Origin of the sequence: Streptococcus mitis, assembly GCF_003942685.1 — a bacterium.
GTDB lineage: Bacteria > Bacillota > Bacilli > Lactobacillales > Streptococcaceae > Streptococcus > Streptococcus mitis_CD.
Map to the genome: position 1 here is coordinate 68,942 of NZ_RJNR01000005.1, position 25,375 is coordinate 94,316.

General features: G+C 38.8%; 28 protein-coding genes. All 28 read left to right on the top strand.

Annotated elements, in window-relative coordinates; translation table 11 throughout:
• Position 1 precedes the first annotated feature (1 nt).
• The 28 genes from D8855_RS05245 to D8855_RS05365 all read left to right on the top strand — a co-directional run bounded on the left by D8855_RS05245 (position 2) and on the right by D8855_RS05365 (position 25,355).
• Positions 2-868, top strand: coding sequence for a hypothetical protein (locus D8855_RS05245; RefSeq protein WP_125416387.1), 867 nt, complete (start codon positions 2-4; stop codon positions 866-868).
• A 190-nt stretch (positions 869-1,058) separates the two neighbouring features.
• Positions 1,059-2,279 carry a DNA cytosine methyltransferase gene (locus tag D8855_RS05250; RefSeq protein WP_125416389.1) on the top strand — a complete coding sequence of 407 codons (1,221 nt, stop codon included), beginning with the start codon at positions 1,059-1,061 and terminating at the stop codon, positions 2,277-2,279.
• Between the two features lie 70 nt (positions 2,280-2,349).
• Complete coding sequence (locus D8855_RS10545; RefSeq protein WP_185757564.1) at positions 2,350-3,954, top strand: hypothetical protein; 1,605 nt, start codon at positions 2,350-2,352, stop codon at positions 3,952-3,954.
• Positions 3,955-4,058: 104 nt separating this feature from the next.
• Positions 4,059-4,646: a DNA-directed RNA polymerase subunit delta gene (gene rpoE / locus D8855_RS05260; RefSeq protein WP_185757565.1), complete on the top strand. Its 588-nt coding sequence runs from the start codon at positions 4,059-4,061 to the stop codon at positions 4,644-4,646.
• 112 nt (positions 4,647-4,758) lie between these two features.
• Positions 4,759-5,127 carry a hypothetical protein gene (locus tag D8855_RS05265; RefSeq protein WP_001282477.1) on the top strand — a complete coding sequence of 123 codons (369 nt, stop codon included), beginning with the start codon at positions 4,759-4,761 and terminating at the stop codon, positions 5,125-5,127.
• 117 nt (positions 5,128-5,244) lie between these two features.
• On the top strand, positions 5,245-5,409 hold the full coding sequence (locus tag D8855_RS10550) for a hypothetical protein (protein WP_000198082.1): 165 nt from the start codon (positions 5,245-5,247) through the stop codon (positions 5,407-5,409).
• A gap of 1 nt (position 5,410) precedes the next feature.
• Positions 5,411-6,442 (top strand): replication initiator protein A, encoded by a 1,032-nt coding sequence (locus D8855_RS05270; protein ID WP_000822472.1) that lies wholly within the window; start codon positions 5,411-5,413, stop codon positions 6,440-6,442.
• Positions 6,436-6,603, top strand: coding sequence for a hypothetical protein (locus tag D8855_RS10555; protein WP_000910109.1), 168 nt, complete (start codon positions 6,436-6,438; stop codon positions 6,601-6,603). Before D8855_RS05270 ends, D8855_RS10555 begins: the two co-directional genes overlap by 7 nt.
• A 4-nt stretch (positions 6,604-6,607) precedes the next feature.
• Entirely contained in the window at positions 6,608-6,874 is a 267-nt protein-coding gene (locus D8855_RS05275; protein ID WP_000522440.1) for a hypothetical protein, read from the top strand.
• A 22-nt stretch (positions 6,875-6,896) separates the two neighbouring features.
• Positions 6,897-7,031, top strand: coding sequence for a hypothetical protein (locus D8855_RS10765; protein WP_260467323.1), 135 nt, complete (start codon positions 6,897-6,899; stop codon positions 7,029-7,031).
• 2 nt (positions 7,032-7,033) lie between these two features.
• A complete protein-coding gene (locus D8855_RS05280; protein ID WP_001231372.1) occupies positions 7,034-7,249 on the top strand; it encodes a helix-turn-helix transcriptional regulator in 216 nt (71 codons plus the stop codon).
• A gap of 291 nt (positions 7,250-7,540) precedes the next feature.
• A complete protein-coding gene (locus tag D8855_RS05285) occupies positions 7,541-7,843 on the top strand; it encodes a hypothetical protein (RefSeq protein ID WP_000128979.1) in 303 nt (100 codons plus the stop codon).
• Positions 7,844-7,861: 18 nt separating this feature from the next.
• Positions 7,862-8,725 (top strand): LPXTG cell wall anchor domain-containing protein, encoded by an 864-nt coding sequence (locus D8855_RS05290; RefSeq protein WP_125416393.1) that lies wholly within the window; start codon positions 7,862-7,864, stop codon positions 8,723-8,725.
• Between the two features lie 19 nt (positions 8,726-8,744).
• Positions 8,745-12,446, top strand: coding sequence for an SspB-related isopeptide-forming adhesin (locus D8855_RS05295; protein ID WP_125416395.1), 3,702 nt, complete (start codon positions 8,745-8,747; stop codon positions 12,444-12,446).
• Positions 12,447-12,509: 63 nt separating this feature from the next.
• Complete coding sequence (locus D8855_RS05300; RefSeq protein WP_125416396.1) at positions 12,510-13,010, top strand: hypothetical protein; 501 nt, start codon at positions 12,510-12,512, stop codon at positions 13,008-13,010.
• 73 nt (positions 13,011-13,083) lie between these two features.
• Positions 13,084-13,308: a hypothetical protein gene (locus D8855_RS05305; protein WP_000340303.1), complete on the top strand. Its 225-nt coding sequence runs from the start codon at positions 13,084-13,086 to the stop codon at positions 13,306-13,308.
• A gap of 27 nt (positions 13,309-13,335) precedes the next feature.
• Positions 13,336-14,085, top strand: a complete 750-nt coding sequence (locus tag D8855_RS05310) for a hypothetical protein (protein WP_001076659.1) — start codon at positions 13,336-13,338, stop codon at positions 14,083-14,085.
• A 15-nt stretch (positions 14,086-14,100) separates the two neighbouring features.
• On the top strand, positions 14,101-14,526 hold the full coding sequence (locus D8855_RS05315) for a hypothetical protein (protein WP_125416398.1): 426 nt from the start codon (positions 14,101-14,103) through the stop codon (positions 14,524-14,526).
• A 59-nt stretch (positions 14,527-14,585) separates the two neighbouring features.
• The gene (locus D8855_RS05320; protein WP_125416400.1) at positions 14,586-15,698 is read left to right on the top strand and encodes a hypothetical protein; all 1,113 of its coding nucleotides are present in this window, start codon (positions 14,586-14,588) and stop codon (positions 15,696-15,698) included.
• Positions 15,699-15,759: 61 nt separating this feature from the next.
• Entirely contained in the window at positions 15,760-15,981 is a 222-nt protein-coding gene (locus D8855_RS05325) for a hypothetical protein (protein WP_001047223.1), read from the top strand.
• Entirely contained in the window at positions 15,978-16,325 is a 348-nt protein-coding gene (locus D8855_RS05330; RefSeq protein WP_000197459.1) for a PrgI family protein, read from the top strand. Before D8855_RS05325 ends, D8855_RS05330 begins: the two co-directional genes overlap by 4 nt.
• Positions 16,285-18,639, top strand: a complete 2,355-nt coding sequence (locus D8855_RS05335; protein WP_125416402.1) for a VirB4-like conjugal transfer ATPase, CD1110 family — start codon at positions 16,285-16,287, stop codon at positions 18,637-18,639. The genes D8855_RS05330 and D8855_RS05335 overlap by 41 nt, the downstream gene beginning before the upstream one ends.
• A 26-nt stretch (positions 18,640-18,665) precedes the next feature.
• Positions 18,666-21,302 (top strand): phage tail tip lysozyme, encoded by a 2,637-nt coding sequence (locus tag D8855_RS05340; RefSeq protein WP_125416404.1) that lies wholly within the window; start codon positions 18,666-18,668, stop codon positions 21,300-21,302.
• 19 nt (positions 21,303-21,321) lie between these two features.
• Entirely contained in the window at positions 21,322-21,966 is a 645-nt protein-coding gene (locus tag D8855_RS05345) for a hypothetical protein (RefSeq protein ID WP_000781848.1), read from the top strand.
• Entirely contained in the window at positions 21,963-22,235 is a 273-nt protein-coding gene (locus tag D8855_RS05350) for a type III restriction endonuclease (RefSeq protein ID WP_125416405.1), read from the top strand. The genes D8855_RS05345 and D8855_RS05350 overlap by 4 nt, the downstream gene beginning before the upstream one ends.
• Positions 22,189-23,028, top strand: coding sequence for a hypothetical protein (locus D8855_RS05355; protein WP_125416407.1), 840 nt, complete (start codon positions 22,189-22,191; stop codon positions 23,026-23,028). Before D8855_RS05350 ends, D8855_RS05355 begins: the two co-directional genes overlap by 47 nt.
• 12 nt (positions 23,029-23,040) lie before the next feature.
• Positions 23,041-23,559, top strand: a complete 519-nt coding sequence (locus D8855_RS05360) for a hypothetical protein (protein WP_125416409.1) — start codon at positions 23,041-23,043, stop codon at positions 23,557-23,559.
• On the top strand, positions 23,556-25,355 hold the full coding sequence (locus tag D8855_RS05365; protein WP_125416411.1) for a VirD4-like conjugal transfer protein, CD1115 family: 1,800 nt from the start codon (positions 23,556-23,558) through the stop codon (positions 25,353-25,355). The genes D8855_RS05360 and D8855_RS05365 overlap by 4 nt, the downstream gene beginning before the upstream one ends.
• Positions 25,356-25,375: the final 20 nt, after the last annotated feature.

Sequence of the window (25,375 nt, forward strand, 5' to 3'; positions counted from 1 at the left end):
AATGCGTAGAGATATTAGTATTATTTGGTTAGAAGATGAGATGGAAGATGCTTTTCACGATTATTTAAAAATAGTAAAAAAAGCTATAGAAGATAAAGGTTATCAATTATTAGGAGATAATTGTCATTTATGTGAAAGTATTGGAGATGCCAGAAAAGTTTTGGATGATAGTTCTAAAAGAATCGATTTCTTTATATCCGATTTTAATTTAGGAGAAGAATATGAGAATGGTATTGATAATGGTATTGAATTTTTAAACGATGTAAGAAGTCGAGAAAAATATAAGCAATTTTTTATTCTTTATTCAAAAAATTATGATGAGATAAAGGAGACAGTAATAACAAAAATTAATGAGGAAGATAATCTAGGATTATTAAATAATACTATGATTATCAACTTATCCTCTCCCAGCGATGAAGTAATTGAACGTGAATTTCAGAAAGCCATTGAAATTAGTCTATCAAAGTGGGATGAACTAAATGCTCTTAGAGGAGAGTATATGAGTGAAAATGCTGAGATAGAATATGAATTAAAAAAAATATTAAATGTTGACTTAACAGATTCTAGAAATTATAAATCTCTCTATAGAGATTTTAAAAATAATCATCTCAGTAAACGTGATATAACCCACAACACATCATTATTAAATGATTGGATGCAAATGATAGATAAACGTAATTCATTAGCTCATTCTAAAGAAGAATTTAATGATGTAAAAGGCTATGTAATATCAAATATTGATGATAAAAGTATACAAATTGTAGAAGAGAAAATTAACGAAGAGAGAAAATCATTGATACATCTATCAGAACAAGTGAAAGCATTGGTAAGATCAAGACCAAAAAGAATAATCAATAATAAACATTAATGATGAAAGTACATAATTGTATAACAGGAAATTAATAAAGATAGGAAATTGTTGATAAATCCATAGGAGCAAGTAAAAATATGGGTACAAATAGATCTTTTTATATCCAATAAAAATATAAAATACAATTATTTGCAAATTATCAAAATACTACTAATATAACTAACATTTCTAGAAAGCAGGTAACTACATGACAAATTCTGTAAGTTCGAACCGACCTGAGAAGTACAACATCGCAGCCTTCTTCTCAGGTGTTGGAGGGATTGAGTTGGGATTTGAACAGACCAACGAGTTCAGAGTGGTGTATGCCAATGAATTTGATAAGTATGCGCGCCAGACTTATCAGTTAAACCATCCAGATACTTATTTGGATGGTCGTGATATTCACGCTGTTCAGCCAGAGGATATTCCAGCTGAGCGCGTAGATGTGATTATGGGAGGTTTCCCTTGCCAAGCCTTTAGTATTGCGGGTTATCGCAAGGGATTTGATGACGATCGTGGCGATCTTTTCTTTGAGTTACTTCGCATGATTGAAGGATGTAAACCTCGTGCCATTTTCATCGAAAACGTCAAAAACATGGTCGGGCATGATCACGGCAATACCTTCAAAGTCATTCGTGAAGCCTTGACCGAGAACAACTACTTTATCAAGTGGAAGGTTCTCAACGGAAAAGACTACGGAAATATTCCACAAAACCGTGAGCGGATCTACATTGTTGGCTTTGACACCAAGGAAGCTTATGATTTGTTTGAATTTCCAGAGGAAATCAAGCTCACGACTTCTCTTCAAGACGTCATTAACTTTGGTGATCAGCTAGATGAGGTCTACTATTACCGTGAAGGCAAGCATAATTTCTACGACCAGTTGAAGTTTGAAGTCACCAGTCAAGATACGGTTTACCAGTGGCGACGTCAATATGTCCGTGAAAATAAGAACGGTGTCGTCCCTACTCTAACAGCAAATATGGGAACAGGTGGACATAACGTTCCATTGATCTTGACGGACAGTGGTGAGATTCGTAAGTTGACACCGAAAGAAACCTTTAATGTTCAAGGCTATCCTAAATCATTTAAAATTCCAGAAGGGACTTCCAATGGTCAGCTCTACAAGCAGGCTGGAAATAGCGTAGTCGTTCCCGTGATTAAACGTATCGCGGAAAATGTTGCCAAGGCTTTAAATGAAAGTCAGGGGCAATCTCGACTTGCACGCTCAGGAAAAATTGCCATTATCTACACCAAGATGAATGGACAATTTGAAGGGCAATCCTATGTCAAGGACTTTGTAGATAGCTATGACCAAGCTCTTGAAAAAATCAAGTCTTATGACGATGGTTTAGCTCTTCTGTCTGGTGAAGATTATTTAAAATTGGTTAAAAAACGAGGAAATCTCGAATTTTACAGTATTAATTAACGAATATATAAGAGGGTTAGTGAAAAACTAATCTTCTTTTGATATACTGAAAATAGAAAAGAGGGTGCTTATGTGGGAACATCTAAAGTCTGAACAAAAAGACAAATACAAAACCTTAATTACCAACTTCGCTAGCTTGAGCCAAGCTTTCTCTCAAAAGGCTGAATCCGACGATGAGGGACAAACAGAGAATTATGTTGCTCCAATTGTTAATTCTAAATTTCAAGAAACAGTCTTCCAGAAGGCTTTTAATGCGGTTGGGGAAGATATTGCCAATACCTCCTATGATGCCTCTGTCGTTGTGGATGAAAATCATAAATACCTAGTGGGTATTAAATCTTTTGGGATTAATTCTGGAGACCAAAAGATCGCTCAGTTTAAGAAGGACTCTCAAGATTGGACGGACTTGTTGGGTGATATCAAATTCCATGCAGATATTTCAGAAGATAAAGAAACAGCAGACAAGAAAAACTATCAACGCTATGAAGAGTTGGCTCGAAAGATTGCGACTTTAAGAAACCAGAGAATCGAATCTTCTAAGGCACAAATTAAGGGTTTTAACTCAGATTCGGTCAATGTTGAAGCTGTCTATCACGTTCTGATGCCGACACCAAAGGGAGAAAATCCTAAGATTTTTGTCGGTGAAACATCTTATTTGCCAGTTGATATTGATAATCTGGTCATTGAAGGATCAACTACCAAAAACAATCCAACCAATTTTCGATTTACGGATGGGCAACACCACTACAAGTACACGGCAGCTGACAGTCAGCTCCACATGACTTTTAATAATAAAGACATTGTGGTAGATACTTGGGATGTCCATTATATTGAAGATCCTTTTTCTCTATTTGAAAATCTTCATTTGCTGACAGCTGAAAAGGATAAAACCGATGTCTTAGAAACAGTGTCTTGGGTTATTACAGATAAACATGGAAATGTGGAAGAAAACTCTGGTTTCAATGCCTTTAATGGTGGTTCAAAATTAGCTAAGAAAGATCGTCTACCACGGATTTTAAAGATTCAGAATAAATTCAAGGACAATTTAGCTCCTGAAGAACTAGCTTTTGTGACCTTCTCTTTAGAAGAAATCCTCTTGAAAAAGTGGACTAGCAAGGAAGAGAAAGCTCGGATGAAGACCATTCGTGAGGACTTGATTCACTTTATCCATAATACTGGCAATGAAAAACTTATCAAAGAGATTGAACAACTCGTCTATCGTCCAGTTAGTGAAGTTTACATTCCTCTGCCAGACTCCAAGAACTTCCATGACGAAAGGCAAGACTTCTTTGGTCCTAGATTTGGGACTTTTGAACCTGGAACTAAAAAATTAGCTCTATCTAAGGAAGAAAGAACTTTTAAACTACGCTTTTTATCTTCTGGTGATGTTATTAACGCCTATATAAATCAAGAAGCTGGTAAGGCTATTCAGTCTACCGATAAGCAAGAAATCCTCGGGAATTGGATTTTACGTGGTGTTTTCCAGTTGAAAGAACGTGAAGTCTTGACAGGTCAACGACTCAATGAGCTGGAAATCAACGGCATTCGTTTGACTAAGTTTAAAAATGGCGAAATCGGGATTGAATTCATCTGGATTGATACCGAAAATCCACCAAGCGATGCCATCGGCTGGGTAGCAAAAAAATCAAAAGTCCTATTACTTTCCCCCATTTAACCTTTGACTATTCCGCAAAATTATCGTAAAATAAAGAGTAAATGATAAAATGAGGTCAGAGTCTGTTTACTCTGGCGATAGTAGTATAAATGAGGAGAAACGCTTTGGAATTAGAAGTATTTGCTGGGCAAGAAAAAAGTGAACTATCTATGATTGAGGTAGCGCGTGCTATCTTGGAACTTCGTGGTCGCGATCATGAGATGCATTTTAGCGATCTTGTAAACGAAATTCAAAACTACCTTGGAACATCAAACAGCGATATCCGCGAAGCCTTGCCTTTGTTCTACACAGAGTTGAACTTTGACGGTAGCTTCATCTCTCTTGGGGACAACAAATGGGGTCTTCGTTCATGGTATGGTGTGGACGAAATTGACGAAGAAATCATCGCTCTTGAAGAAAATGACGACGATGAAGTAGCACCAAAAGATAAGAAAAAACGCGTCAATGCCTTCATGGATGGCGATTCAGATGCTATTGACTACAATGCAGATGATCCAGAAGACGAAGATGCATACGAAGCAGATCCAGCTCTTTCATACGATGATGAAAATCCAGATGATGAGAAAAATGAAGTGGAAGCTTACGATGCAGAAATCAACGAAATCGCTCCAGATGACTTGGGTGAAGATGTGGATCTCAACGAAGAAGACGACGAGTTTTCAGACGATGATTCTGAAAACACCGAGGAATAAAAGCTAAGTGTCTAGAGTTTTGGGAAAGTGAAAAATTAAATATCATATAACTTGAGAGAGTGAGAAAATCGCTCTCTTTTTTCGTTGCCAAAAATTAAGGAAAGGAGAAAAAATGTCAGATAATATTGAAATTGTTATGGATATTGATTCCTTAGAAATTTTCGATGTAATAGATCTTGATAAGAATGAAAATATGGTTGATTGTATCCCTGAAGGAAATTCTGAAGAAAAGGTATCTCCATACGATGACCTCGATAGAGTTTGGCTTGGAAACGGTTATTATTATAAGCCCTCTAGTCTACTTTGGGAAGTTATTAAAGACGATGTTATTCATGAATTAAAGCCTAGAAATAAACATGGCAGTTATCCTTACTCCAGAAGAGCAAGAGATGGAACTTGGGGACAAACTAGTCAATTGACTCAGGATCAAGCCTTGTGGTTGACTCTAGAGTTTAATCCAGAATTGATGGGATATGTGTAGGAAGGAAATAGTTCGATAATTTATTGATTGTCCCTTTAAAATAGAATTTCTCATTATCCATTATGATATAGCTGTGAATAAATCACCATCAGCTGGTGATAAGAAAGGATAAACTAAATGACAAGACAAGCGCAACAATCACGTGATCTAGTATTGAAAGAAATTATGCAGTCACAAAATATGACAAGAACGAGAGCTCGTTTAATTTTGAAAGAGCTAGAGGAACTTGGTTTGTTTCAGTTTTCTGACACTGGTCAGTTTTTGTTGAAAGTAGGTGTTTAGTATGAAGCGAATTTCTGCAAGACAAGTTCAATCAAGTGAAAGATTTTATAGAATACCAAAAATATTTGTTGAATCACCACTTTATAAACCGATGAGTACAGATGCTAAATTCACTTACGCTATCTTGAAAGACCGTTTTGAACTATCTCTTAGAAATAACTGGATTGATAAAAATGGAGATGTCTATCTGATTTATACAATTACTGAACTCCAAGAAATTTTAGGCTATGGAAATAAAAAAGTTATTAAACTAAAAAAAGAGCTTCAGGAATATGGCCTCTTAGAAGAAGTTCGACAAGGTTTGAATAAGCCTAACCTACTGTACTTAGGCAATATTGACTATCAAGCTCTTCCTACTGAAGAAACTCACTCCAACCCATCGGCAACAGCGGAAATGTCAAAACGACACTTCCAAAAAAATCAAGGAAATGTCAAAATAACATCTCAAAAAATGTCGAAACGACACGCTAATGATACTGAGAATAACGAGACTGAATTATCTAATGATACTAATCGATACAAGAGCGAATCATCTCTTTCTGATTTATCAATCTCTGAAGCATTTAAAATGGGGCAACATGGTTTTCTTTCCCCTCAACTAGTTCAGAAACTCAGTTTGTTTGGAAAAGATGCAAAAATTCTTGAAAATAAAATCTATCAATCGAAACGTCAAGTTGAGAAGAATTACAACAACCTCTTAGCTAATCAGGAAATTTATGGAGAGGTTTGGTTACAGGATCTTGAACGTGAGCTTGATAAATTGATTTTCAAAATTAAAACAGGAGAGGCTGAAGGAAAACCAATCCAGAATATCCCAGCCTATTTCTACAAAATGATGATTCGTTTTTGGAAGATGGCTTTACTCATTGAAAAAGAACAGGGCTTTATGGAGGTATCAGGACAAAGTGAATATGCTAGAAAATCCCCTGCTGAGTGTCCTAGTCTTATTGCATACTATTATCCAGATAAACTGTCGGAGATGAAACTCAATAGCTATTTATCAGAATTGTCTAAGGGAGTTGAAACATGTTAAAAGATGAATTTAGACCAATTGATGGTAAAGTGCTAACGATAGGTCGTAGCCCGAAGGAGAAAATCTACATGGTTCCTAAAGCTGTTTTTGATTTACCGAAAAAAGAAAGAGCTGAGAAACTCAACCAAATTTTCTCATTATGGCAACAGAAAGAGGATTGATTTTATGGGATTGTTTAATAACCAAGAGAGAATTAACGGAGGGCAAGCTATGAAAGCTAGATCTTCCCAATCAGTTCAAGAAATCGAAATGATTGTAGAGTATTTTGATAAAACGGTAGACAGTATTTCTGTCACTTCCAACTTAGAGGAACTAGAAAAATTGGTATCAAGTTCATTTGGAACAGGAGCGAGTATGAATTTTACATCAGCGACTCCGCCATTTTCCATCAATCCTAGATGGGTGAGGAAGATAACTTATCGGACAAAATAAGGAAGATATCAGGAGGATAGTAATGTTTAAACTAGTTACAATAGCTTTATTATTGGTCTTAGCGTATGGAATAGGGCTTGTCATGCTGGAACTGAAGAATGCTCCTCTGATGGATGATGAAATATTATCAAGTCTAAATAATGAAGGAGACAAGTAGATGTGAGGAAACAAACACAAAATCGTATCAGAGAATTACGAAAAAAAGCCAGATTATCACAACAAGCCTTGGCTGATCAGATAGGGGTGTTTCGCAACACCATATCTAACTGGGAAACAGGGTATAGTCAGATAAGTCTGGAGAATGCCAAAAATGTGGCAGAATATTTCGGGGTAACCATTGACTACCTGTTAGGGTCAGAATCGGACCAAACGTAGTCCAGTTAAATCTATATTGACCGAGAAGTCACTAAACTATTAGAACATTGAAAACTAAATACAAGGCTTGCCCTGATACAGCGTGGCTATGGATAAAAAAGAAACGGGGGCGAGTAGCAAACTAGAAAAGGATATCTAGTCCAGCCACTGAACGAAAAAGCATGACAAAGGTCATAAGCTGAAGGAGTAAGGGTTCCTAGACTATAAACCCAGCGTATAAAATACCGATGTAAAAATACGTTTTTACACAGCACGGCGTAATTTTCGCCTTTCAACTTCAAGGAGAAATCTATGACAGATGAAATAACCGTCCGCCTAAAGGACTTAAAAGTTTTAGGAAAACAAGGAGGTGCGACAGCTCGCTTAGAGGACGGCACAGACCTTATCCTGGAGCCAGACTATGCAGTCAAACAGGCTAGAGGATACGTAGACGGACTTTTAAGGGATGTTGAATTTCATTTGCCTTATAAAAAGGTTTATGATCAAATTCGCACTATCAAGAGAGATGCTCAAGTTATAGCTCGAAAAGTTAAGACACCATCAGGAATGGAACTTCGTTTAACTGGAAAAGGTTATAACCCGAAAAATAAATAAAGAAAAGGAAAAATCAAAATGAACAAGAAAAAACAAGTATTAGCTACACTAGCACTATCAACAATTGCACTTGCACAAGCTGGTTATGTATCAGCAGACGATCTGGCACCAATTGACTCTTCAGCTCCAACAACAGAAGTAGTTACGCCAACAGCACCTAGCACTTCAACAGAAACAGAGGCTCCAGCAGTTCAGCCAACAGCACCTAGCGCTTCAACAGAAACAGAGGCTCCAACAACTCAGCCAACAGAGCCTTCAGTTACTCCAGTTGACCCAACATCGCCAAGTGTACAAGACAAAGACAATGCAGGAAGTCTTGACGGAGTGACAACTGATAAACCAGCATCTTCTGATAAGCCACAGGATAAGGATAATGCAGGTAGCCTCGATGGTGTACCAACACCATCAGATAAACCACAAGACAAAGACAACGCAGGAAGTCTTGACGGAGTGGCAACTGATAAACCAGCACCTTCAGACAAGCCACAGGACAAGGATAATGCAGGTAGCCTTGATGGAGTCCCAGTTGAAAAGCCAAAAACAACAGATGAAGCCAATGAGCAAGGAAAATCACAAATCGGGACTACTTCATCCGCAACCGGACAAGTTGTCCATGATGTAACCAAAGAACCCGTTGAAACAAATACAGGTGCATCTATCGTTAGCACCCAAGGCGGAAACGTAGTTCTTTCAGATGGTTCAGTAGTTGCTCCTGAAGAGGTCGGTGGTACTGTCAACGAAGATAAGACTATCTCTGTTACTGATAAAGAAGGCAAACTTAAAACACTTCCAAACACTGGAACCGCAGAAAGTATTCTAGGTACTATTGGTGGCATGTTGTTGACAGCAGTGGGTTACTTTTACAAGAAAAAACTATTTTAATTAAGAAAAGGAGACATATATGACAGAAAAAACAAAAGGACACGGATATTTCCGTAAGAAAAAATGGGCTAAAGGTTTAGCATCAGGTATTGCAATTGCAGGTTTTGTAGCCTTCTCTGCAGGTTCAGCATTTGCGGATGAAGCAGTCCAACCTGAAAGCAAGAATGACAATAACATGTATGCTACACAAGCTGGTAAAGCAACAGGAATCCAGCCTGTAGCAATTGATAATACAGAAGTCACAAAGGCTGCTGACAAGGCTAAAAAAGCTGGAGTAGTTGTATCTGAAACACCAAGTGTTGACAAAGGTACAGACACTAATTCATCTAGTCTTGAACAATCTAAGTCTGAGATTAAGCAAGATCAGGACAAGCAGGTCAAGGGGCTTGAAGCTACAACTGCAAAACAAGTTGAAAACAATACAGCCTTCAAGGAAGCGCAAAAAGCTATTCAAGCTAACAATCAATTTGTAGCTGATGAAAAAGCCAAGCATGAAGGGGAAACAACTGTCACAGTGACGAATGACAGTTCGACAGCTACTGATGGAACAGTATCTAAAAACAAGGAAGCTGCTACAAAAGCTAAGGAAGTCTTATCAGAGAATAAGAAAGCAGTAGCAGATTACCTAGTTGAAAAAGGGAACTATGATACTACTGTTAAGCAAGCTAATACTTTAAACAAAGCGGTAGATAGCGCATCTGAACAGCTGAAGAAAGAAAAAGTTGATGTTAAAGTCGTTACACGTACCGTTTCTTCAGTCAAAGAAGTAGAGGCGCTACAAAAGAAAAACGAACAGGCTATTGCAGCTGCAAAAGGAAAAGTTGAGCTTAACAAAGCGATTATGGCTGCCTACACAGAGAAGAAGAATGCTAGTGAGCAGGTAAATCAAGATGCTGAACGCAAATCAACCGAACTGAAAAATACTGGAGTGCTTCTAACTTCTAAAACAAAGGAAGTTTCTTCAGCTGATGAAGCGAAGCAAATTGGGAAACAAAACCAAGCAGCTTATGACAAAGCTAAGAAAGCACAAGCAGACTGGCAGAAGAAATACAATGAACTTCAAGCTAAAACAAGTACGGAAGGGTACACAAAAGAGGTTGTCTTACAGGCTCTCAGTCTTGCATCAGCTAATCCTGAAGCAACAGTGAAGTCATCTGCTTCAGGTTCAACAGTAGTAACGACAAGTTATATTGCTTCCTCAAGTGGTTCTTCAGGATATGGTCGTATTCTTGATTCTACCAAAGTCTTAAAATACAAGGATGTTGGCACTGGATGGAAAACAGAAATTGACTACACTAATCTGAAAGGTTTGACTGTTTCAACTGCAGATGGTAAAAAGCATGATATTTCTCGTATCCATCGAAAATTCGAGATTCTTAATCAAGGGAAGACAGGATTGAATGATGTCTATGTCTTGAATGATCCAACAGAAGGATTCGTAGTAGCTCGTAACGATGGAGCAGGTGGATCAGCAGACTACATGAATTTCTTGGTTACGGATACCTACTACTACAATGTGGATGGGAAAGAAGTAACCTTCCAAGCAAGTGAAAAGACTCCTGCAACTTTGACCTATTCTTCACTCAATCACAATCGTATTGGTTGGGAAGGTGCGAAAGCCATTAACGGAACTCACGTTGAAATTAACGGCTCAACTGTTACAGAAAACAAAGATTATGGCTATGTCTATGCTGAAGACTACAACCGCCAAGAAGATGTAGGGCATCTTTGGGATACATCTGACTCACCTTACCAATACAAGGGCGCTGCACTTGGTGTTTTCAAGGAAGGGACAGCCTTCACAACCGAATTTATCCAATGGGATGGACCAGATAGTCCAAGTGGCCAAACATATTGGTTCGCTTTGAATACGAGGTTTGTAACGCCAGTTGTGGAAGTTCCAGCTACGGCAACTATCACAAAAACAACCGTGAAGCCAGTTAAGACTGAACCTGTATCAGCTGAATTGGTCAAAGCGAAGAATCCAGTTAAGCCAACCTTGGCTCTTAAAACTATTTCTGAAACTAAAAATCAGAAGTTATCCGCAAGCTATCACGGCTACAAGTTACAGTATAAGCCAGTTGTCAGCAAATCTGTAGCAGATACAGATAAGACCAACACAGATGGCCAAACAGTTGCTAAAAACTCTACTCAGACCTATACATTGACCCATGATAATGTCTATGCGAACCTGAAAAAAGGTGACAAGATTACTATCATTGATCCACTCGAAGCTGGTGCTGTTCCTGATGTAGCTGTCACAAAGGCAGCTACAGAGAAAGCGGGTTGGGGCGTTGCCTATGAAGCAGGAAAGAACACTTATACCTTTACTGCAACCTACGAAGGGAAACGCTTAGAAGCTCCTGTGATTACTTGGAAGCCAATCTATGATAAAGGATTCTATGACAACACTTATAAAGTGTTAGTGAATAACTATGAAGTATTCTCAAACACTGTGGTAAACTATACATCAAGACCTCCAAAACCAGTAAAATCGGTTCTGGATCGTTCTGGTAAGAATATAAACGGTGCGACAACGTTTGATCGCAACGTGACCTTCCGTTTGACAACAGATTACAGTCCATACACCAAAACTCTTGCTTCAGCGCAGGTACTTGGTAAGAAGTTTGCTATCCTGGATGACGTTCAAGACAATGCCTTCACAGTTGACCACAGCAAGATCAAGATGACTGCTGCAGGTAAAGACGTTAAAGCGCTCTTTACTATGTACCATGTGCTCTCACACAAAGCACGTACAGATGCAATCAATAAAATCCTGAAGGAATTGAACTTGAATCCGAAGGGTGAATTCTATCTCTGGGTAGCAAAAGATTCCAAGAGTTTCTATCAAAACTACGTGAAACCAAATAAGAATGTTACTGTTGATCTTCCAGCTAAGCTCCTGGTTAAAGCAGGGGAGAAAGTTGAGAATAGCTTTAAGCAAATCGACTTTGGCAATGGCTATCAATCAAAACTTGTCACTGTCTCGGTTCCTGATGTGAATCCAGAGAAACATGCCCTGGATCAAAAGGATAATAAAAAAGTCTTGGATGGCCAAGAAGTACAGATTGGCCAATACATCCGCTATCTACTCGATGGTGTAACTGTTCCTGCTAAACATGATACACTTTATCAGTATGATGGTATTGATAAGCTAGATGTGAAGCATGATCGCTATACTGGCAACTGGAAGGGTATCATTCGAGGTACAGAATATGTTGCTGAAAAAGACTTGGTTCTTCCTTATGATGTAGTTTTGTCTGACGGTAAAGTGGTTAAGGCAGGAGATAAGATTACTAAGGGTTCTTCTTATGCGTTCCAATTCGAGTTTGACCAAAGTACAAACTCTGACTTTATCAAGAAGATTGTTAAAGTAACATGGAATGAGAAAGAAGGTAAGTGGGCTTACACTATTGATAAAGAGTTCTTGAACTCTCTTGGCGTACAAGGAACATTTGACTCTGACTTCTATATTGAAGTGGAGCGAATTGCAGCTGGGAAGGTTGAAAATACCTTTATCAATACAGTCAATTTACAAGAGATGACGGCTAAAGTGACAACCACAACGCCAGAACCTCCAAAACCAGAGCCTAAAGAACCACACAAGCCACAAGCATCACTTCCAAATACAGGAACAGCAGCAAGCATGCTTCCAACTTGGGGAATGATTTTGGGATTGTTGAGTCTTGCAGGAGCTGGGCTTCGTAAGCATAAAAAATAGAACATCTAGAAATTCCCCCTCATCTATGGTATAATGAAGCCATAAAAAAGAGGGGGAAGAGAGATGAGAAAGGACACGAAAATGGATGCACATGTGACTAGAAGTGGATACAGATACTATACCCCAACTAAAACAAAATCAGAAGTAAGCAAACCTGAAGAAGAGAAGAAGTGGAAAAAAGGACTCCGTTGGCTAGGAAAAGCCATCTGGTCAGGAGTAAAGAATCTACCGAGTGTGATTGTGAGAGCTGCTGTTTTGATGGTTGCGACTCCACTCATGTTTCTCCTCTTTATCTTTAATCTGATTAAGAGCTTGATTGCGACAGCAATTGGTTGGTTTGTGTTTAAGACTGTATCTTTCTTCGCTATAGGTTTTGGATTACAGGGATATGTTTTGCTAACTAGGCAAAACATTCCTGCTCCAGAATGGTTTAATAATCTGATGACAGATTTTGTTTTCCCTCACGGGGTTCCAATATATTACTGGTGGGAAACGACCATTATCGTTGTCTTGGCTGTGATTACAGCCCTCTCTCTAACCTTTCGTCCAGAGGATGAAAAATAGTATTAAATAAACAAAGTAGGTACTAGGAAACTTTCTTAGTACCTTTTTTATAAATAGAAAGTGAGAAAAAAGAATGGATGCAGTTGTAGATTTTATTAATAAAATTGGAAATATCGGTGGGATTATCGGTATTGGTTGGGCAGCTTGGGGTGCCTGGGACTTAGCGGTAGGAATCAAACGTGAATTGGATGATAAGAAGGATAAAGGAATCCAAAGTTTGATATTAGGTGCACTTCTTGGTGCCGTTTTGAAAGCTCTTTTTACAGCCTTGGCAACAGGTCTCCAATCTCTTGGCTAGTATGAGGAAGAAAAAGGAGGTGGTTTTATGAACCAATCCACACTTGATCAACTAACCATGAGTCTAAAAGACTATAATGCGACAGCCTATGAATTGATGGGAACTGTGTCGGGGTCGATGGAGAAGGTCGCCATTTTGCTTCTTCTCCTTTTTATGGGGATCAACCTCATGAATTGGCACCAGCATCTTAAAAGCAACGGAGGCGAGTTGTCTTTTCAGCTTTGGATTGAGGAGATTCTCAAGTATGCCCTCGCCCTCTTCTTTATTCTCTATGTGGATGCGATTTTTGATGCTTTGTCTTGGTTGTTCAATGTTATTATCAAATCTATTGCTAGCTTGGGAATTAAAGAGATAAAAAATGATGCTGAGTTCAGTTGGACAAATTTGAACTGGATGGCTAAGTCAATGCTACAGTTTATTTATAATGTTGTTGATTTCATTGGTCAAATCTCGACTAAGTTGTTGATCTTGTTGCGCTCCTTTACGCTTTACACGTATAAGGGAATCGCTAAAATTATTGTCGCTTGTTACATGGTGGATAGCTTACGCCCAATCTGCCTCGGTTTCTTTAAGCTCTATGCTGCTGCTGTCCTTCAGGGATTGATTTTAGTAGTTATTATCATGCTTTACCCAGCCATTGTCACGAATGATATCTTAACCGTTGATAAGACTGGAGCCTGGACAAGTGCTTTAGTTGCGATAGCTAAAGGAATTATTTACATTATCGTGCTCTTTGGCAGCCAACGCATGGCTAAGAATATCATGCAGGTGAACTAGGAAGGAATTATTTTTATGATTAGAAAAAATAAATCTCTCGCTTTAAAGCAGAAACGTACATCTAAGCATTCAAGAGGAAACAAAGAGTATTTGTTGTTGGAAACCAGAAAATATGATACAAAAACAGATAGTCTATTTGATACAAATAAAAAGTATAGAATATTTTCTATTTTAGGGGGAATCAGTGCTTCTGTTTTATCAGTTTTAGTACCTATAAATCTTTTTTTAGCTTTTGTTGCATATGTAACCACAAAAATATTTAATTCACACTTTTCTCAAATATTAGGAGTAGGAAACGCTTCCTTTATGTCAGTGTTTAAAATCCTGTACCTCAACAATGTAGAGTTTATGAGGATGGTTTTTGTAGTTATGGCTTTAGCGTTGACTGTAGTTTTCTTTTCTAGTTATAGCATGAGAAAGATAGAAAAAATGGCACAATAGTTAGAAGAGGTGAATTAGGATATGGTATAATGAAGAGAGAATGCTGAAGGAGGGATGGTATGGCTGTTTCAAAGTTTTATGCAGTATGGCGGAAAGAATCCGGAGCAGAAGAGACTGTGAATGCTTTTCAAGCACTCGCTCTAAAGGGGCGAGCACAAATTGTTACGACACCAAAAGAACAGGCGACTCTTTTTGATTTGGAAACGGGTCTCAAGGTTAATCCAAGAAGTAGCCAGAAAAAAGATGGTCGCTATGTAGGTCAACCATACTTTAGTTACTATCCAGGTGAAGAGAGCCCGTTAAAGGGGTTAGAAAGTAGCTTTGAGTATTCCTCTGAGCTGAATGCTTTTATCGAGGCTTTCAAGACTATTGAGAAATTTCAGATTGAATATGACAATCATACGGCTTATATTTTTCCTAAAGCTATTTCTCCGATGCAACGGATTGTATTTGAAGATGAAGACTTTGTTATTCTAAAGCTCTTGATTGATATTGATGAGACTTATCCTTATTCTGAATACTACCGTTTAAATGGTCAACTGGGTATTGAATTTTATAAAACGAGTAGACCAGAACCTGTTAAACGGATAAAATTAGCTAAAGAAGGCATTCCCTTGTTTGAAGCCGAAGCTAATTTCCCTAAGTCTACTAAGATATATGTACCTAAAGAATTTACATCACCTGAACAGGTTAAAAGTATTGCTGATAGAGTGAGGAAAGTTTATCAGGAAACAAACTATAAACTGTATGGGAATTTTGATAAATACCACATAGAAGCATTTGTCTTTTTAGATGATAATGAAAGGAAGTACAAAACTTTGAAAACTTATGAGGAACAGTGTCAGGAATTGCAGGCAAAAATTGAGAAGTTGGAAGAGAACTTCAATCAAAAAACTGAGAAAGTCAACCAGCTGAGAAAAGAAATTAAGCAAGCCGAAACAATCTTGAGAAACTATCACGAAGAGGAGGAGTATTACAAGAAGTTAGAAAAGGATAATCAAAAACTAGAATCAGATAAACAAAGATTGAAGCAGGAAAAAGGAGAAATTATCTCTAAAAATCAACGTCTAACCAATGAATCACAACGTTTACGTAGACTGAAAAATGTAGCAGAAGAGAAGATAGAGTATTTACAAAAACGATCGTTCTGGCAAAGACTTCTCAATAAATAAAAATAGTAGGTAATGAAACAGTTCTAAAGAAGAGCTGTTTTTTTGATGGAAAGGATAAAGTATGAATTTAGAAGAACTCAAGCAACGGCGAGATGAGCTTGTGCAAGACAATGCTTGGATGGATAATTTAATTAAGGAAAAAGAGGAAGAGTTATGGGAATTGAAGGTAAGAGGTATTGCAGCTTCTGAGCTAGCGAGATCGGCATTGGAATCTGCTTTACGCTCTGCAGGAATTGTAGATACCTTTTACGGCCCAGATAATGGAAAGAAAGGAACAGAATGACACGTTTAGGCAGTGAATTTTTAAAGGCTTTAGATAGCTACGAAAGGCCAGTTTTAGGGTATATGACACTGAGACAGTTAGTGCTACTATTTGGTATCGCATTGACAGTAGTTGTCACAACCATCCTCTATTGGCTGAAGGCACCTGATACTATTCTTTATGGCGTTGATATTTTGTTATTAGCGCCTTTTGTTATTTTCGGGTGTTATTTCGATGAGAAAATTAAAGATAATGTTCGTTTCATGTTAACCAAGCAGGAACGCTCTTATCAGACAGATTATGACAGAAAGGAATACACAAGAAATGAATTTATTCGGCCGAAAGAAAACCCCGAAACTCTCTAAGGAGGAACGGGAACGGGCCAAACGTCTAAGACGTACCATGACGGCATCTACACAGAATAGTCTTAATTATCAATGGTTGATGCCTGATGGCCTCATGAAAATTACAAATGATCAATTTTCAAAGACCTATCGCCTAGGTGATACAAGCTATATTACTGCAACAGATGATGAGCGAATTGATATTATTGAAACAAGCGCTGATATTTTTAATTCGCTGGACATTGACAATGATATGCAGCTATTGATCCTGAATCGTAGGGTAGAAAGCAACAGCTTATCTTCTATCCGCTATGATTTGGTTGGAGATGGATATGACGATTATCGTAAAGAATACAATGCGATGATCAATGATCGTTTCTCTCAGGAACAAAATACCTTCAAGGTAGAAAAATATCTGACGATTACAACCCAAACAGATCAGGATCATCAAGCTAGAAGAATCCTTGATGATACAGCCAGCGTTATTGAAAGTCAATACAGTGGCTTAGGAATCTCCTTTAAGGAGTTAGAGGGATTAGATCGTCTTCTTATATTCCGAAAACTCTTGAGGCGAGAAGGCTTTATTGATTTTAACTATGAAGACATCTCTATTTCTGGATTATCCACCAGGGACTTTGTAGCTCCAAACTATCTGAAGTTTGAAAAAGATCATATGAAAATTGATGATTGTTTCGCAAGGGTGATGTATGTTAGACAATATCCTACCTTCTTGAATGACAAACTGATTAAGAATATCCTGGATACAGGAATTGAACTGGCTATCAGTCTGCATGCTAAGCCCTATGATACTGCAGATGCCCTGAAGAAAATCAAGACAGTTAAGTCAAGTGTACGTAGGGAAATGATCAAAAGTCAGAAGGCTGCCGCAAAAGAAGGTTATGGAAGTGACCTGGCCGTTGGTGGGAAAGCTGTGGAGACATCTCGCGAAACAGAGAAATGGACTGAAGAACTTCAGGACAATGACCAAAAAATGTTTTCAGGTGTGATGACGATTTTCTTCATAGCTGACACTCTGGAAGAGTTGAATATCTACACAGAGCAGGTTCAACGATCTGTCCGTAAGAATACGGTAGAACTGGATAAGTGTTACTTGTACCAGGAAGAATCCTTGAATACCATTCTACCGATTGGAATTCCATTTATCAACGTAAAACGCCGTTTTATGAGAGATATGACTACCAGTAACTTGGCCACACAAGTCCCATTTACCAACGTAGATCTTCGATCTAACAGTCCACGTGCAATTTATTATGGCCAGAATCAGCTATCAAAGAACGCTATCACAGTTGACCGTAAGAAAGACTTGAATACAGGTTCAGGTTGTATCTTTGGGACTTCAGGATCAGGAAAATCTGTTCTTGCTAAAGGAGGGGAGATTATTCCTACCAAACTACGTTACCCTGAAGATAATACCATTATCGTCGATCCTGAAGATGAATACAGTGATATTGGTCGAGAATTAGGTGCTGAAATCATCACAATCGCTCCTGGATCACAACATCACTTTAACTTGTTGGATCTACCTGATAAGGATAAATTGCAGGCAGAAGATAGTGACCCGATTGGCCAAAAATCAAACCTCTTATCAACCCTGTTTGAGAATATATTCTCTGAAGTATCAGACGATGAATTTGCGATGATTGACCGTGTAACGAGACAGACCTATGAGGAATTTGAAAAACCAACCTTTAAGGATTGGCAAGCGGTTTTGGAACGTCAACCTGAAGCCGTTGCTAAGGATCTGGCGCTGAAGGCAGAACCTTATACGGTTGGATCAAATGATATCTTTGCACACCCTACAAACGTCAATATGAATAGTCGCTTTATTATCTTCAATCTCAAGCAGCTGAGTGGTAAATTGAAGCCATTTGCCCTCCTGGTGATTCAGGACTTTATCTGGAACCAGGTAGTCAATAACCAAGGTAAAACCATTACATGGTTGTATTTTGATGAGTTGCAGCTCTACTTCAAGAATAAACTTCAAGCAACCTTCTTTACAGAACTGTACTCACGTATTCGTAAATATGGAGCCATCCCAACAGGGATTACACAGAATCCAGAGACTGTTTTATCTACAGAAGAAGGTAGAAAGCTAGTCGCAAACTGTGAGTTTCTAGCCCTCCTGAAGCTGAAACGAACGGACCTGGAAGCCCTGGAGCAGGTTATCCCTCTTACGCCTTCACTAGAGCGATTTGTCTTGCGGCCAAAAGCAAAGGGTACTGGTTTGATTGTTGCTGGAGATACCATTGTCCCATTTGAAAATCCTATCCCTAAAGATACCAAACTGTATCAATTGGTTGCGACAGATGGTTAAAAAAATAGAAAGAGAGGTGATTTCTTTTGTTTGAAAGTGATCCCAAACAATTAAAACAGGAGCGTAAGAGGAGAATCAAAGAAGGAACATCCCTCAATAATAAAAAAGCTCCTAAAGAAGCACGTTTAGACTCAAAAGTTGCATTTAAAAAAGCTAAGAAGAATTATCGCTTAGCAAACAAAGATTATAAACTACACAAAGGACCTCAAGCAACAGCTAGAGGTCTTTTCTTTAAGCAACAACGTGATCGAGCAAAGTTGGAAAAACAAATTGCCACAACGCTCTATAAACGAGCTAAAAAGGCTGATGACAGTTATATCCCTAACCGACTGAAGAAACGTGCAAAACAAAGCGCCCGATTGAAAGTGAGACACGACGTTGAGAAAACGGTCAGAGATAATGAGATTCTTGGAGACTGGGTTCAGGCGAGGCAAAATATTCGTCAATTTAAATACCAGGTAAACGCCTCTAAAAGAGCGTTAAATGCTGTAGGAAAATTATCCAAGTATTCAATCAATCATAGCTATGGACAGCTCAATAGAAGCTATAATTTCATCAGAGGGCGAGGGTATACTCGAACACCAAAAGAGTTCTCCTGGGAAGGAAAACTCAGCAAAAAAATGAAACATGCCAAAAAGCGACTGGGACGTTCAAAGTTTGGGAAGGCATCAAAACGTACAGGAAAAGTCTTAAAGTTTTCGTCAAAAATACTACGTTCGATTTTAACAAATCCTTTAGCTGTCAAGTCCTATTTCTTAATGTTTATCATCTTTGCAGTATTTGGGATATTTATGTCTGTTTTTGGAGGGAGTGGTCCAGTCCAACAAAATGAATTTGACTTGAACAAATCCTGGCTTCAAATCAGTAAACGAGATCGAGAGAAGTCCAATGATAAGGTAGACTATTGGACAAACATCGATGACATGATCTTTTTCATGAACTTTCGCTACGGTAGCGATTGGAAACCAGAAAGTAATTGGAATGAGGGGACTGGTGGTGAATGGGCTGGGACGTTAGGTTTCAATCACTATTCAGATGCCTTGAATGATCTTTGGAATCATTTGAATGATGACCCTCACAATTTGAAGAAGATGGCTGACTTATATGGCCCCTCGTCAGATCTCAAGTGGACTAAGTTGAGTGATAGCGAGTTAGAAGAGTATAAAGAGCTAGAGGAGTTGACTAAAGAAGTTGGTCGATACCCCTCTTATCAAGAACTAGCTAACCCTTTTTACCAGGAGGACGATCCTTCTTATCAAGCCCCTTTAGTTATCCTGAAGAGATTTGGTTATACCTCTAAGAGTGAAATTTATGAAAAAACACAACTAAAAGCTTCAACAGGACAAGCTCTAAGAGCTCCTATTGACGGTCAAGTCAGTGTGACAGATGATACGACTGTATCCATCAAAACAGATAAAGCCATCTTTACTTATGAAGAGGTAGGAAATATCCGTGTTTCTGACGGTGATCAGGTCAAAGCTGGAGATGAGGTTGGGAAGGTAACGGCAAATGGTTACCAGATCATTCAGTATCAAAAATTGGAGGAAAAAGAGACAAAGGATAAGAAAGAAAAGTGGACATCAGTTAATCCAGGCTTTTACTTTCAATCTGTCACGTACAATCAGACAACCTCAGTCATTACCACACTTAATGGCGATTTGGGGCAAAAATCACGAGCGATAAAAGATTACCTGAAGCAAAAGGTACCAGGGCTAACAGATAATGGTTTGGCAGCCATGCTTGGGAACTTTGCAACTGAAAGTAATATCAATCCTAAACGTGCTGAAGGAGACTATCTTAGCCCACCAGTAGGGGCTGATTCTTCTTCATGGGATGATGAGTCCTGGTTAGCTATAGGAGGACCAGCGATTTATAACGGAAGATACCCAAATATTCTTCGACGAGGTTTAGGATTGGGACAGTGGACAGATACAGCGGATGGCTCCACGAGACATACTCTATTATTAAACTATGCAAAATCTAAGAATAAGAAGTGGTATGATTTGGAACTGCAACTGGATTTTATGTTGGAGGGGGATACTCCTTACTATATCACAGGACTAACTTCAATTCTAACTAGTACAGAGGATGTAGAGACGCTTACAGAGCGTTTCCTGGTTAATTGGGAAGGAAACTCTGGAGATAAGGTCTTAGAGCGCCAGAATAATGCTAAGCAGATCCACGCTTTTCTTACTCAACAAGTTCGAGGAGGTGGAGCGTTAGCATCTTCCTGGAATTTCCCTGCCGAGTATCAGTCAAAAGTGGAGCACCCTCCTACACAAGCTTCTATGACTACACAACAAGGAAGCGGCTACCCAGTTGGTCAATGTACTTGGTATGCGTATAATCGTTTAGTTGAACTAGGAACGATTACAGACTTATCAGGGTCCTATGGTTACCTTGGAAATGGTCAGGATTGGGTAACAAGCCTAGTCGCAAAAGGATGGAAGTACAGTACGTCACCAACGAGAGGGGCTGTTGTATCAATTCTAGGTGGATTTGGTGGGACACCAGGTGGATACGGTCATGTTGCGATTGTGGAAGCTGTGAACCCAGACGGTTCATTCCTAGTTTCGGAATGTAATGTCCAAGGTGTACAGGATAAGGTCCATTTTCGTGTTCTCTATCCAGCTGACTACTATACATTTGCGACACCGAATTAAAAAAGAAAGAAGGTAAATCATGAAAATGATAGATATGGAGAAATTGAAACTCCTGAAAATAGGAGGAATCTTTATAGGAGTTGTGCTAGTTCTAGGATTCGTATTCTGGATTGGAGCAGCAACCTCATCACAAAAGAAAGCTAAACAGGAAGCTGAAACTACGCAACAAGAAACCAAAGCAGAGGGAAGCGAACTAACGCAAGAATATGTAAAGGAATTTTTGACGGCTTACTTCAATAAGCAGGATCTGGGAGAAAATAGAAATCGCTATTTGCCCTATATGACAGAAGCTGCTTACAATCAGGAAGTGAACTCTGAAGAAGAACCAACGGTACAAACCTATAAGGGCTATGTAGTGGATACACAGATGAAGTCTTCTACCATCTACATCGATCAAGAAAACCATGTTGCCCTAGCTCAAGTGAGATACACTCAGACACAGTTACAGAAGAAGTATGATTATACTAACGCCCAAACAAACGTAGGATCTTCAAGAACCATACGGATTCGCTTCAGCAAGCAAGATGGGAAATACCTGGTAAATCATATTGACCCCATTTTGATTGTGGACAGCTTGAACACTAGCGAAAAGGCGAGTATTCCATCGTTAAACAAACCAATCACTAACCAAACACAAAGTACAGAAGGGAAAAAGGAACAATGACAAAATTAGAAACTTTGGAAAAACAAAAACAGAAAGCGGAAGACCGCTTAGCTGACTATATGGCCAAGGCCAATAGGGAAGAAGAGAAATTGAAGGAGCTAGAAACTCAAATCATTTTGGCAAAACATGAGGAACGGTCAAACTACTTGGCCAAACATAATTTAACCTGGGCTGATATTAAAGCAGCTCTTGCTGAAGGAAAATTGAAAGGAGCTGAAAAACATGTACCGTCTGACCAATCTGACACAAAACACGACCACAACGTATAAGAATCGAGACCTTGTGTATCAAGCCCTGGAGCGAGAAAATGCCAAGGTTAAACATCAGGAGGCAGAGGCCGTTTTATTGGTAGAAGAACTGGATAAAAAGAATGTAGTGGTGTACCAAGAAGATGTCTATTTGCCGTTTGAAGGGATCGCAGATAGCCTCTTCCTGAAGCCTGGTACGGTGAATAACAAGGAGGATACAGTAAAAGAATCAAAAAACTCACTCTTTAAGCGCCAAGCTAAAACAAAACGTGGAGCACAGATTCCTGAAGAAAAAGCAGAAGTCCCTTCCTTGAAACATGAAACTCCCAAACCTCAAACCTATTCTAAACGCTCTTTTGGGGTGTATTTAGGAAGAGTTTTGGTGTTATTGAGTCTAGTAGGAAGTCTGACACTTGCTGGCTTATCACTTACGCTAGTTTACCATCAAGAAAAGCAACTCTCGGCCGTATCCAAGGAACTTTCAAATCTAAAAACCATTCAGTCAAAAACAGGGGAACTAGATGCCTTTTCACGTTACTTTTTGCCAGCCCTTTACTCTGATAAAGGGAAAATGGTTGATTTCGTAGCTCCTCAATTAACGATAGATAGACAAGCAGGTCAACTGCAGTCTGTGATTTTGGAATCTAGCTTGATTGTTGATGAAGCAACTTATCAGCTAACCTATGTAGTAGCCGTGAAAGACGGTGAGAACAGAAGTCAGAAACGCTTGGTAGTTACTGTAAAGGAAGAACCTTCAGCACCTTACGGATTCCAGGTTATTGCTAAGCCAGAACTGTCCAATTATCCAAAATAAAGGAGGTCTTACATGGATCAAGAAAAAATCAGTCATTCTCTGGCGTTAAAAGGAAAAGTTACCCTGGAGATGACGATACAAGCTCTGTATGCCCTCGCAAAAGCCCATTATGACAAGAAACAACATAAGGCAGCAAATCGAACTTTTGAAGGGGAGACACGTTTTAATGACTTTATGGCCACAAAATCAAAAAAAGATGTCGAGAAGTTATTAAATGGTGAAGTTCACTTGGCTAAGTTGAAGCATTACCTGGAAGAGTATAAGGTAGGTTTTACTTACCATCAAAAAGATGGTGCAACCTATCTCTTCTTTGAAACAAAAAATCGTACCTTGGTAGAAAAGGCTCTCAAAGATATGTTGGCAGACATCACGAAAAGCCCAGAAACATTGGAAGAGTTTGCGAAAAAAGTGCTGAAGAAACCACATGAAATGACTCCTGAAGAGAAAATCAACTACTATAAAACAAATAAGGTCTATAAGGGAATGATGCCAGTAGTTACGAAGGATATTGGTAAGGAGAAAGCACGATGATTAGAAAACCTATATGGCCCTATCTGGTGGTGGGGCTATTTTCATTTGTTATTTTCCAGTCCTTTTACCATTACTACCAACTTTCGACTGCAGCAGTACCTTTCATGGGAATGTTGCGACTACGTTGGTTGCTAGAACACTGGGAACGCTTCTCTTTCGGTGTTTTCTTTGATTCAGGAGCCTTATATGCAGGGTTGATTGGCTTCGGTCTCCCAATGCTTGTCTATGCTTCTATGGATAAGAATTTATATCGTCAGGGAGAAGAACAAGGTAGTGCTCGTTTTGCGACTTTGAAGGAAATGAGACGGTTTGAAGACGTTGATTTTGAGAAGAATATGATTTTTTCAAAACAGGTAAAAATGGGCCTATTTAACTTTCGCTTAGCTTACAATGTCCAGCTCAATAAAAATGTGATTGTCATTGGTCTTCCAGGAGATGGTAAAACCTTTACTTTTGTATTGCCAAATTTAATGCAGATGAACTCAAACTTTGTTGTGACGGATCCTAAAGGAAACCTGGTACACGAAGTTGGGAAGATGCTTGAGAAAGCTGGCTATGCTGTTAAAATCTTTGATTTGATTCGGCTCAAGAATTCAGATCGATTTAATCCTTTTCATTACATGAAGTCTGAGCTAGATATTGATCGTATCTCTGAAGCAATTACTGAGGGAACAAAGAAGAGTGAGCATACTGGAGAAGACTTCTGGGTTCAAGCAGAGTTGATGCTGCAACGTGCATTGATTGGTTATCTCTATTTTGACTCGAAGGATCCTGAAACTGGAGTCCAGTTATACATGCCAAACTTGGGTCACGTTGCGGATCTATTAAGAAATATGTATCGAGAGGATCCAGATGTACCAAGTCCTGTCGAGCAGATGTTTGAGGAACTGAACGAACATCAACCTAACAACTATGCTTATAAACAGTGGAAATTATTCCAAAACTTCAGAGGTGAGACAAGAAACAGTGTGGTAGCGATTTTGTCTTCTCGCTATTCTATCTTTGACCATGAAGATGTACGAAACTTGATCAGTGAAGATACCATGGAAATGGATACCTGGAATACGAAAAAGACAGCTGTTTTTATTGCTATTCCTGAAACCAATAACGCCTTTAATTTTCTTTCCTCAATCTTGTTTGCGATTGGTTTTGAGGTTCTTACACATAAGGCTGATGATATCTTGCAAGGGAAAGTACCTGGCTACAGTAGAAAAAATCTTCGCCACATTCAGTTTATCTTCGATGAGTTTGCACAAATTGGCCGTATTCCAAACTTCGCCCAGGTCCTCTCTTCTATTCGTAGTCGTGAGATGTCTATTAAGATTATCATCCAAGCTGTCAATCAGCTAGAATCACTTTATAAAAGTGATTGGAAGACCATCTTTAATAACTGTGCTACTCACCTATTTTTAGGGACAAATGACAAGGATACGATGGAATACTATTCTACAAGGTCAGGTAAGCAGACTATACGTACTAGATCCACCTCAAAATCGCATAGTTATCGTAATGGATCATCAAGTGAAAATAAACAAATTCAAGGCCGTCCCCTTCTAACTCCAGATGAAGTCGCAAGAATTGGGGTAGAAGAAGGATTGGTCTTTATTTCTAAACAAAATGTCTTCAGAGATAAAAAAGCAAGTGTCTATGATCATCCTAGAAAAGATGAGATTGCAAGTTCCCCTGAAGACAAAGAAAACTGGTACGAATACACTCGAAAAGGAACAGACATCGACGGCTTGCTTTTATATGCCAACGATTTGACTCCGCAGCTAAAAGAGTTATTCGTGGCCTAACATACAGAAAGGATAGTAGG